This window comes from Zooshikella ganghwensis DSM 15267, from assembly GCF_000428585.1.
In the GTDB taxonomy this organism is placed as follows: domain Bacteria; phylum Pseudomonadota; class Gammaproteobacteria; order Pseudomonadales; family Zooshikellaceae; genus Zooshikella; species Zooshikella ganghwensis.
Genome location: NZ_AUAF01000054.1, coordinates 18,915 through 29,352 on the forward strand (window position 1 = coordinate 18,915; position 10,438 = coordinate 29,352).

Annotated in this window: 9 protein-coding genes, 1 tRNA gene and 1 pseudogene; 6 read left to right on the forward strand and 5 right to left on the reverse strand. The window is 40.1% G+C overall.

All coding sequences use genetic code 11. The features are described 5' to 3' along the window. Nucleotides 1-17: 17 nt before the first annotated feature. Together tnpB and F607_RS0113095 are read right to left on the reverse strand one after the other, a co-directional pair. Nucleotides 18-374, reverse strand: coding sequence for an IS66 family insertion sequence element accessory protein TnpB (tnpB, locus tag F607_RS0113090; RefSeq protein WP_027708446.1), 357 nt, complete (start codon nucleotides 372-374; stop codon nucleotides 18-20). Between the two features lie 2 nt (nucleotides 375-376). Continuing rightward, nucleotides 377-838: a hypothetical protein gene (locus tag F607_RS0113095; RefSeq protein WP_027708447.1), complete on the reverse strand. Its 462-nt coding sequence runs from the start codon at nucleotides 836-838 to the stop codon at nucleotides 377-379. Nucleotides 839-1,021: 183 nt separating this feature from the next. On the opposite strand from F607_RS0113095, the gene F607_RS0113100 reads away from it, so the two are divergent. The 3 genes from F607_RS0113100 to F607_RS0113110 all read left to right on the forward strand — a co-directional run bounded on the left by F607_RS0113100 (nucleotide 1,022) and on the right by F607_RS0113110 (nucleotide 5,766). Beyond that, nucleotides 1,022-4,495: a type VI secretion system Vgr family protein gene (locus tag F607_RS0113100; protein ID WP_027708448.1), complete on the forward strand. Its 3,474-nt coding sequence runs from the start codon at nucleotides 1,022-1,024 to the stop codon at nucleotides 4,493-4,495. Further along, nucleotides 4,492-5,286, forward strand: coding sequence for a hypothetical protein (locus F607_RS0113105; RefSeq protein ID WP_027708449.1), 795 nt, complete (start codon nucleotides 4,492-4,494; stop codon nucleotides 5,284-5,286). The genes F607_RS0113100 and F607_RS0113105 overlap by 4 nt, the downstream gene beginning before the upstream one ends. Nucleotides 5,287-5,355: 69 nt before the next feature. Then, on the forward strand, nucleotides 5,356-5,766 hold the full coding sequence (locus F607_RS0113110; RefSeq protein WP_157365466.1) for a hypothetical protein: 411 nt from the start codon (nucleotides 5,356-5,358) through the stop codon (nucleotides 5,764-5,766). A gap of 130 nt (nucleotides 5,767-5,896) precedes the next feature. On the opposite strand, the gene F607_RS0113115 is transcribed toward F607_RS0113110, so the two are convergent. Together F607_RS0113115 and F607_RS0113120 are read right to left on the reverse strand one after the other, a co-directional pair. Beyond that, nucleotides 5,897-5,973: transfer RNA gene (locus F607_RS0113115), tRNA-Pro, on the reverse strand. A gap of 492 nt (nucleotides 5,974-6,465) precedes the next feature. Continuing rightward, nucleotides 6,466-6,702, reverse strand: a complete 237-nt coding sequence (locus F607_RS0113120; RefSeq protein ID WP_027708451.1) for an HP1242/YdcH family protein — start codon at nucleotides 6,700-6,702, stop codon at nucleotides 6,466-6,468. A 689-nt stretch (nucleotides 6,703-7,391) separates the two neighbouring features. Here F607_RS0113120 and ilvG point away from each other — a divergent pair. The 3 genes from ilvG to F607_RS29625 all read left to right on the forward strand — a co-directional run bounded on the left by ilvG (nucleotide 7,392) and on the right by F607_RS29625 (nucleotide 10,216). Next, complete coding sequence (gene ilvG / locus F607_RS0113130; RefSeq protein WP_027708452.1) at nucleotides 7,392-9,050, forward strand: acetolactate synthase 2 catalytic subunit; 1,659 nt, start codon at nucleotides 7,392-7,394, stop codon at nucleotides 9,048-9,050. Next, nucleotides 9,037-9,300, forward strand: coding sequence for an ACT domain-containing protein (locus F607_RS0113135; protein WP_027708453.1), 264 nt, complete (start codon nucleotides 9,037-9,039; stop codon nucleotides 9,298-9,300). Before ilvG ends, F607_RS0113135 begins: the two co-directional genes overlap by 14 nt. A gap of 343 nt (nucleotides 9,301-9,643) precedes the next feature. Then, a complete protein-coding gene (locus tag F607_RS29625) occupies nucleotides 9,644-10,216 on the forward strand; it encodes an agmatine deiminase family protein (RefSeq protein WP_051311457.1) in 573 nt (190 codons plus the stop codon). Here the strand turns inward: F607_RS29625 and F607_RS34645 are convergent. Beyond that, nucleotides 10,205-10,438, reverse strand: a pseudogene (locus F607_RS34645) (IS982 family transposase); the annotation flags it as partial. The gene F607_RS29625 and the pseudogene F607_RS34645 sit on opposite strands and share 12 nt — an antisense overlap.

Sequence of the window (10,438 nt, forward strand, 5' to 3'; positions counted from 1 at the left end):
TGAAAAAATACACACAATTATTGAGCGACAATAGGCTTCCAGTCGTCACTCATGGCCGCACGCTGTGGATGGCCCTGATACAGCAGCACCTGTAAGGCTTGTGCATTAAGGGTATACGTGCGCGTGTCCGCTTTAGGCCACCATTTTAATTGGCCCTGTGAAAAGCGTTTCATGCATAACCAAAACCCTTGGCCATCGTACACTAATAATTTAACTGCAATGCGTCGTTTATTGGTAAAGACAAAAATAGTCCCGCTATACGCATCTTCATTTAAATGCTGCTGACACAGTGCAATTAAGCTATCGATACCTTTACGGAAATCCACGGGATTCACCGCTAATAATAAACGATGATGAGGCGTTAATTGCAACATAATTACGCAATAAAATGATGAATTAATGCATCCACAGCACTGGTCGGTAATTGATGGATTTTTAAGACCGTGCCATCAGGACGGGTTAACTCAATCCCAAACACCATGGGCGATGCTGACGGCTCCTTATTCTGACGATTGACCACACCTGTCGCGGCAAGATCCACGCTAATAAAATCAGTTGCCACAGATGCACGGGCTGGTGGTGGTTTAGGTGACGTTTTCTCTGCAAGACAATCGGGTTCCCCTAATAACACCGCACGCTTATGCATAAACTGAGCACGGGTAAGACGTAATGTCGTTAATATCTTCGTGAGTTTATACTGCGCCTGCAATCGAAAGACATCATGCCATAATGCATGAGGGAAGGGTTTACGGGGTTTAGGACGCTGCCGCCAGGCTTCAAACTTAGCCTTGACGTCTTCCAAAGTTAAAGGGACATCTGTGGGTGAGTCGGCTTCCACGGTGCTTCTCCTGAACAATTAACGATGGAGGAAAAGGCTAACAGCAAAGGCTGGGGCGAGTCACGCACAGCTCCCGAGGGGACACGGTTTACTTCATATCTTCTACGTGTCCTGCTTTTGAGACACAAGGACTCCCCTGATAATTAGCCTCCGGTCAGTGAAGTATGAAGTAGAAGGAACCGTATGCGTTTAGGTAACTCCAGCCTGTTTACGTTTGCAGTACAAGGTAGTAATGATGAGTTTCGAGTCGTTAAGTTTGACGGCAGAGAACGTGTTTCAGCCCCATTTTATTTTGTGGTTACTATAGCTACGACCAATTTTGAGTTAGAGACGAGTACCTTAATTAATAAGTCTGCTTGTTTAACGCTCTTAGCTGAAGAAGTAGCCCCCCGCCATGTCCATGGCTGTATTGAAAGCATAATGATGATGGATGTGGGTCGTCGTTTTGCTACCTATCAGTTGGTGTTAACCCCAAAACTCCATCGCTTAGCACGCCGCAGCCAGCAAAAAATCTTTCAGCAGCAGGATGCGCAACAAATGATGCGCACGATATTAGTGGATGCAGGGTTAATTGAAGGAGATGATTTTCGCTTTGAAATCACAGGAACCTTAGCGCAACGCACATACACAACACAGTATGCTGAAAGTGATCTGGACTTTTTTAACCGGATACTGGCAGAGGATGGCTTACATTATCATTTTCTTTTTTCTGCCGACCGCCATGTGTTGGTAATTAGCGACACTCAGTTTATTTTTAAGCGCTTAACAGAAACACCCGAAATCCCTTTTATAAAGCATACGGGTCTTTTAAAGCGAGATTATGCTATTCATGACTTTAGTCTGCAGACAAAACTACAGCCGAATAAGGTCACGTTCAAGGATTATAACTTTACCAAGCCTTCATTGAACCTTGAAACATCAGAACAAACAGGATCAGGTGATTTTGAGGTCTACCATCATGGAAGCTTATACCAAGAGCCTGATCTAGGCCAGCAACAAGTAAAAACGTTACTTAAAGCCTTTCAGGCTACGTCAGAGTGTGGTCATGGTGAGAGTAACTGTGTGTATCTGAGTGCGGGTAAGCTCTTTAAATTGACTGACCATAATAATCCCGTGTTTAATCAGGAATACCTGTTACTCGATGTACGTCATACAGGCTCACAGCCACAGTCCTTAGAGGAAGGAGCCAGTAATGCTCCTAGTGGTTATTCCACACAGTTTCTTTGTATCCCTAAAACGACAGAGTTTAAAGCAAAACCACCTAAGCCTAAGGTCAATAAACGTAATCGTTTTGAAGGGGTCCAAAACGCCACCGTTGTTGGTCCAAAGGGCGAGGAAATTTATACTGATCAGTATGGCCGGATTAAAGTCCAATTTAATTGGGATAAAGACGGTCAGGCAGATGAGAAGTCCTCATGCTGGATGCGTGTTACTCAGCCTTGGACGGGGTCATCTTGGGGTGCTTTACAAATACCTCGCATTGGTCAGGAAATTTTGATCAGTTTTGTCAATGGCGATCCTGATCGCCCTTTAATCAAAGGCGTAATGTATAACGGTCGCAATAAGCCACCTTATAAATTACCTGATAATAAAACCCGTACGACAGTAAAAACCTGTAGTACGCCAGGTGGACAGGGATTTAATGAGCTACGTTTTGAAGATAAAAAGGCTGATGAGCAAATTTTTATCCATGGCGAGCGGGATCAGGATATAAAAATTGAGAATGACAAAGACCTGCGCGTGTACCGTGACCGCCATTTAGTCGTCGATAAACAACACCATGTGCATATTAAGCAGCTACTGAGCGAAAGCATCCATGGTACCTGGAAAGAAGATATGCTCAAAAAGCAGCATATTACCGTGAAACAGAAGTTTACCGAAAAGGCTAAAACCAATTATAACCGTGAAGCTGGTAAAGAGATCCATATTAAATCCTCGGGCAAAATGGTATTTGATGCAGGTATGCAGTTATCTGTGTCAGGCTCTGGCAGCTATTTCACCCTTGATCCATCTGGGGTGAAGATCAATGGCCCTACGGTGCGAATTAATGCCGGTGGGAGTCCTGGGAGGGGGGCAAAAGCAAATCCACTGATACCACAACCAAGCGATCTTGCGCCCAGTAATAGTAAGTCATCTAGTCCAGTAAAAGGACTAACGAAAGGAAGCTTAGCTCAAGTAAATGAGCAGACTGCAACTAATCAGAAAAAGGAAAAGCAGGAAGAGGTTGAAGTTGAAGCTATAGATATTCACTTCAAATTACCTTACTTAGAAAACTCAGCCTATTTTTGGATAGGGATTAGCAGTATTTTTGGAAACAACATACCTTTAGATGAAATTGAGGAGTTAAGGAAACAAGCACGCAGTGGCAATATTCCTAAACCTAAGATTGAACTAACCTCAATGGGTAGCGGTGAGTTGGGAGCCTATGCAGATAATACGATATATGTATCTAAAGAGTTAGCTAATCAGGCGGTGGAAAGTGCAAGAGCTGAGTGGTTGTTATTTTTGGTGCTCGTTGAAGAGTATGGGCATTATATCGACGACTATATACGCCAGCAAAGCCAAGTCCTTGTTCCTGAGCCGCCAGAGGATGAAGGCCGAGTTTTTGCAGCTGACTTTATTCATTACAATGAATTACTTTCAGATAAAAGTTTATACTTCGCGACATTGACATTAACAGACGGATCATCAAAAAATGCTGACTTAGCTTCAGCAAATAAAGCCATACGAGAAGAAAGTCTATACTTATCACTAGATCGTGAAAGTGATGATCGTGGACAACTCACTTTAAAAAGTGGAAAAACAATAGAAGTAGAGTTTTTTAAGATCCGTGGAGGTGGTGCAGTTCATGAAGCTATAGCTAAGCGTGCTGCGAATAATGTAGGTGTTTTTTATGACTCTGCTTTGCGTAAAGGGGTAGCATGGCCTGATGTTCCATGTAGTGACCCCTACAAGGTGGAAACTTGTTATTCAAATTTAGGTGCAATGGAAGTTATTCATATCATTGAGGATGAATTGAAAGATCTCCCAATAAAAAGCTTACCAGATATGATGGGTGTTGACCTTCCAAAAATAAGTTTGGAGGATAATATTGCATTTCAGTCTCATTACCAGCAGTTTCAAATATGGCATTCGATGTCGTATAGCAGCAAGGTAACAAATGGAGAAATTAAACGAGATATTTTAACTCAAGGCGAAGAATGGTACTCCAAGGCCTTGAAGTTTAAAGGTCAGAAAGTGGTAAGATCGAGTAATAGTATCAATAAAACTTATCCTGCAGCAAAAAATATTATTTTAGCATTTGATTATGGGCTATTTTTCTTAGGAAAATTATTACATATGGTGCAGGATAGTTATTCGCATGCGCATACTATTCGCGATCTCTATTCTAATCAAATTTATTCGTTTCAGGACTATACAAAGCAATCCAGTAGCAAACATGGTCACCATGACAAATGGGCTACCGAAGAAAAAATTCTTCATGAGATTGAAGGTGCTAGTGATGCCCTCAAAGCATCTGAGCATATTCTGAAGCTTTATAAAGAGGAAAAACCGGCTGAAGAACTTGTATATTTTTTAGATAAGTATGTTTATGTCCTTCAGAAGGGTAGAGATAAAGCCTTATCAGGTGAAGTCAGAGAGGACACTAAAAAGTGAAGGCTATTTTATTTTTTTCAAAAAAATGGCTGTTATTAACATTATTACTCATTCTGGTAGCAACACAATTACCAACACTAGTTCATAACCTTAGTAATGACACTTACCCTCCACCTAAAGGCTCAATAACGAAGTATAGGCTTATCACTATTAAAGATTTTGAAGTTATTTTCGAACCACATAGTTTACCTCAAAAAATTGAGGATGTTTCTTATTATTATTGGAATGAAGACTATTGGCGGCCTTACCGCCAAGGAAAACCTGTTGGTTATACGAATTATAAGCATTCTTACGGATATCTTCTGAAAGATGTATATGTTCAGGATGCTAAAGGCAAGAAAAAAAGCATTCCGTATGTATTACTAAGACATTCTTATTCTGATCCTGCCTTACAAGGGATGAGATCATATATTGATAATATTATTCAAAATCCTGGATGGGCAGGTAAAAAAAGAGGTGTTTTACCTCACTTAGAGCTTAGGTATCTATATGTTAAAAATGTTGATATTAATTTAGAGTCATTAACAAGTGACTATGATCATGAAAAAATCATAGTGAAACCAGGGGCATATATACCAGTATATGTATTACCTAAAGCCTATGAAAAAAAGACATGCAAAAATCAAGGTGAAATTCAGGGGAATAATGAAGATCCTATTTTTACTTATAAGATGATAGGTAACTCAGTTGTTGACTATGTGTCAGAAACTAAAGGGTACAATACTTGTGAGCAACCTGAAAATATGGAGCTTCTGGAGTGGCTGGATATTCGTCAAGGAAGTGATATGTAGTCTGATAATTCCTGTTATAGACGAGGGTTAACGGTGTATTCTTCACTAAATGGAGTTATGTTGTTTGGTATGAGTAAAAACGTTGGAGTTATTGCCTGTATATTAAGCGTATCAGGATATTTTTTGCCATTCCTGTCAGACAGGTGTTCTAGTCGTGGAGAGAGAACCTACGAAAGTTTTTTTGAGCTGGCTCAAGCAGGACCATTCGTTTTCATTTTTATAGTAGCTTCTCTTCTATCTTGCGTACTCTTGATAATTGGTTGGAAAAAAATAAGTGCTTTCATAGCAGTTACGCTGCTCCTCTTGATGTTAGGCTTTTTTTCAATTTTTACATATGCTTGTGTATTAAGCTCTAAATCGGGGGATTTTTGGATGTTTATAAAATATCAAGAATTTTCATTTATTGGTTATGGATGGTATGTCATTATTCTTGGGTACTGTTTACACTTAGTATCGGTGTTCATTAAATCTCCTCAATAATTGGTGCCAAGTGTTTTGTTGGTCGAAAAATGATCTTAGGGTTGGAAGGTGGTTTGACGATCTGCGTGACAAGTGCGTGACACTTGGTGATTTGGGTAGAGGGGGTAGGGAGCTAACTATTTGATTTTATTGGTCGGAGTGACTGGATTTGAACCAGCGACCCTTGCCTCCCGAAGACAATGCTCTACCAGGCTGAGCTACACTCCGTGTTGTCTTTTGTTCATATCTTAGCATTAAAATTAGTGTGTTAATCTTACAACGGTGCTTTTTATTCTTTAATCTATTTTATTCAAGGCTCAGTTTTTTAATTAGTTAATAGCTTTTTTAATGAAAACGACAGTTGTCTTAATTTACTTATTGTTTAAAGAGGTAACATCATAAAGTAAAGAAACAATATGGTTATGTCACATGAGTACATGTATTTTTGGACAAATTGAATTAGTCACACAAAAGATAACGAATGAGTTTCTCCAGTAGCCTATTCATAATAGGCTACTGGTCTTACTATTGTATGATGCTTGGCAGTTCTGATTTAATCTTTAATCATAATGACCTAACGTTATTGTTATAGCTCTTTATCTAAGGCTCTATGAAAATACTAACATTGTTCGCGCCTGTAGAATTGATGCCATAACTCTACCACAGAAGATGTGTTGACCATCATTTCAAGAAAGAATTACTTGTTTATTTCTTGGGTTATTAATCTGTTAGGGCAGAATAAATTTGATCCTTAATATGAACCCTTTTTCTTTTGAGTGAGCCATAAAAGCCATCATCAATGGGTATCTCTCGCATTTGCAAACCATGGAGTTGATGGTCAATTTCATGGTACTCAGCTGCTAGTTTTGCAAACTCAGGATTTTCTTGCTTTAGGCGGGAAATTTTGTCGCGATAATGAGGAAATTCTTCAACCAAGCTATGTTTATGCCGAATCATTGCGCTCCTCCAGCATTTAGGTTTCACATTACAAGTGTAGATAAGACGAATACACCCTGCCAGTTTAAAAAATCACCATCAGTCAGATTACGTTGTGAGAAATAGTCCTGAAGAAGGCTAAGATGATGTCTCACTCAACTAGTTAATAGGAAAAAGTTAAATTTAGGGTTGTAATCATCATCAAACTATGCTGTTATTTGGTTATAGCTCGACACTGCAAGCCATAGTTAGTAAGAGAGCAGTCTATACGCATATATTTCGTTAAGTGTATTGATAAGTACATCTAGGAATTAAGTGTTGCTCTTGCTTGCAGTGAAATTCGGCTAGACTAGTAAGCGGTTTATTTATGTTGAGTTGGCAAGGTCTATATAGAACGTTTGTGCAGCTTAATTAATGTTGGTGAATTTATTTAAAACGTTCATTTTCATCAATATTTTTTTGAAAATTGTTTAGAGCTTTAAATCGGTTGGTTAGCGAAGCTCTAATTTAGACAGGTTTATGACATTAGTTTTTGATATGTACGATTTATTTGTAGGTAAACTCATTAAGGTTATTAAACTCGTGGTGATTATTCACCAACGAGGGGGTTTTCCTGCATAGCAACTAAAGAAAGGATACCTAAAAACCCCCGAGGCAAAACCCCGGGGGTTTTTTTTTGGCAGCTTATAATAGTTAATGGTAATTACAGCATGAATGGCGCAGAGTATATTATTCAGGCATTACAGCAGGCGGGTGTTTCAACATTGTTCGGTTATCCTGGTGGCGCAATCATGCCTGTCTATGATGCTTTATATGATAGCCAGCTTGACCATATCTTATGTCGCCATGAGCAAGGTGCTGCTTTGGCTGCAGAGGCTTATGCCCGTAGCTCAGGTAAACTCGGGGTTTGTCTTGCAACTTCAGGCCCTGGCGCTACAAACCTACTTACGGGTATTGCAAATGCTTATCTGGACTCTATCCCTCTGTTATTTATAACGGGTCAAGTTGCTTCACCTTTAATTGGCACAGATGCGTTTCAAGAAGTGGACATCTTGGGTATGTCGATCCCTGTCGTTAAGCACAATTACCTCGTAAAAAATATTCAAGAACTGCCACGAATCCTTGAAGAAGCAATGGTTATTGCCCAGTCTGGACGTCCCGGACCAGTATTAATTGATGTACCAAAGGATATTCAATTAGCTCAAATTGTACCGTTAAACTTGCAGATGACGATTGACGAGCCCGTTTGTTGCGGTGATGAATCAATTCGCCAAGCTAAGAATTTAATTGCTCAAAGTCAGCGGCCTGTCCTTTATAGTGGCGGTGGCGTAGTTTTGGCTGATGCTGTAGAAAGGTTTAGAGCGTTTTCACAAGAGACGGGAATTCCATCCGTTGTGACATTAAAAGGCTTGGGAAACGATACGGAGCAAAACCCAAATTATTTGGGTATGCTGGGTATGCATGGAACCAAAGCTGCAAATTTAGCGGTACAAGGTTGTGATCTTTTGATTTGCGTTGGGGCACGATTTGATGATCGTGTAACAGGAAAGTTAGATACATTTGCTCCAAAAGCAAAAGTTATTCATTTGGATATTGACGCTGCTGAGTTCGGAAAACTTCGTCAACCTGATGTTATCTTACATGGTGACTTAAAACATAGCCTTAAAGCACTGTCCCAAAAATTGGATATTAGTCCTTGGCGGCAACATTGCCAAACCTTAAGGCAGACGCATTGTTGGCGTTATGATCATCCTGGTGAAAGTATTTATGCGCCTGCACTTATTAAGGAACTGGGAGAGTTGGTCTTTGATAATACTATTATTACAACGGATGTTGGCCAGCATCAGATGTGGGTGGCCCAGCATTATCCTGTTCACCATCCTAGACAGTTTCTTTCAAGTGGTGGACTAGGGACGATGGGTTTTGGTTTGCCTGCGGCGATAGGAGCTCAGTTTGCTAAACCTGATAGTACGGTAATCTGCTTCTCTGGTGACGGCTCTATTATGATGAATATACAGGAGCTAGCTACAATAAATCGTTATCGATTACCCATTAAAATAATTATTTTTGATAATCATCGCCTGGGAATGGTTAAGCAGTGGCAGGAACTATTTTTTACGGAACGATATAGCTCAGTCGAGTTAAATGATAATCCTGACTTTGTCGCAGTTGCGAATGCTTTTAATATTCCTGCCCTCCATATCAAGCATAAAAATCAAATAAAAAATGCATTACAAACGTTACTAAGCGCTCCTGGCGCATTTTTATTACATGTAGAAATTGACCCTCAGCAAAATGTTTGGCCACTGGTTCCCCCTGGTGCTGCAAATTCGGAAATGATGGAGTGTACAAAAAATGCCACAGTTTAATTTACATTTAGTTGCTCGCAATACCCCGGGGTGCTTAGAGCGCATTCTTAACACAAGTCGTGTACGCGGTTTTGAAATAATGAACTTTTCAGCAAAACTGGATCGAAATGAGCGTTATTACCAGATTGACTTGGCTGTCAATAGTCAGCGCTCCCAGCAGTCGTTGATAATGCAACTGGCGAAACAGTATGATATTCGTGAGTTAACTCCTGTAAAAATGAAACGTATGATTCGCTCTGTGGCTATCTGATCATTAACGTTTAAAATAAAGAATCCTATTTAAAAGTGTTTAGTATACTTTTAAATAGGGTTCGTAGAGTACGTTTTTTCGCTTATTTCCTTTGTTGTGGGTGTATATACATTATGAAGGGTATAAATTAAAAAAATATAATAAAGTCACTAATCAGCTTGTTATGCTACATAATGGACTTGTGGGTAAGGGGATTATAATGCTGACAAGAAGACGTTTTATTTATAACACAAGTATTTTTGTTACAGGCTTTTGTATGCAAAACCTTGTCGCTGGCGAGCAACCTGAAAGTAGCATGGACTGATTTGCACCTGAAGAAGGGCAGCCCCATGAGCGGACGTGGATGGCATTTGGTGCCGAAGAATCTATCTGGGGAGCTGAACTGTTACCAGTCGTACAACAAAACCTAGCCACAATTGCTCGAACAATTGCTCATTATGAACCTGTTTCAATGTTAGTGCGTGAGAGTGAGTATGACTTAGCACGACAGATGGTGGGTGATAAGGTAGAGTTAGTTGTTGCGGATTTGAATGACCTGTGGATGCGAGATACAGGGCCTGTATTTGTGATGACACAACAAGGACAAAAAGCCGCGGTTGACTTTAATTTTAATGGTTGGGGCAATAAGCAGCAGCATAATCATGACGCTAAGGTAGCCAAACTCGTTGCCAGTAAGGCTGGTGTTAAGCTTTTAAATACCCGGCTGGTACTAGAAGGTGGGGGGATAGAAGTTGATGGTCAAGGTACCGCCATCATTACTGAAAGTTGTACGTTAAATAAAAATAGAAATCCAGGTATTTCGAAAGCTGAGTTTGAAGATTGGCTGATGCCTCTGTTAGGTTTAAATAAGATAATATGGCTACCCGGAATTAAAGGTAAAGATATTAACGCGATGCTCGACTTTTTAGCCTATTAATTTAGCTAACTGAAGAGGAGCATTGCCTTGGTTCCTATTAAATAATACACACAAACTGTGTGATAATAGCTTGCGGGTAATTCGATTAGTCAAGCTCCATAGTGTTCTGCCTTTGGTTCGCTGAATATTAAACCTTTCTACTAGCTGACCAATCGTTGTCTCCACCCGCCGTCGGAGCCGGTTTAACTGTCCCCTCCATTTCTCAGGGAGTTGATCCACCAT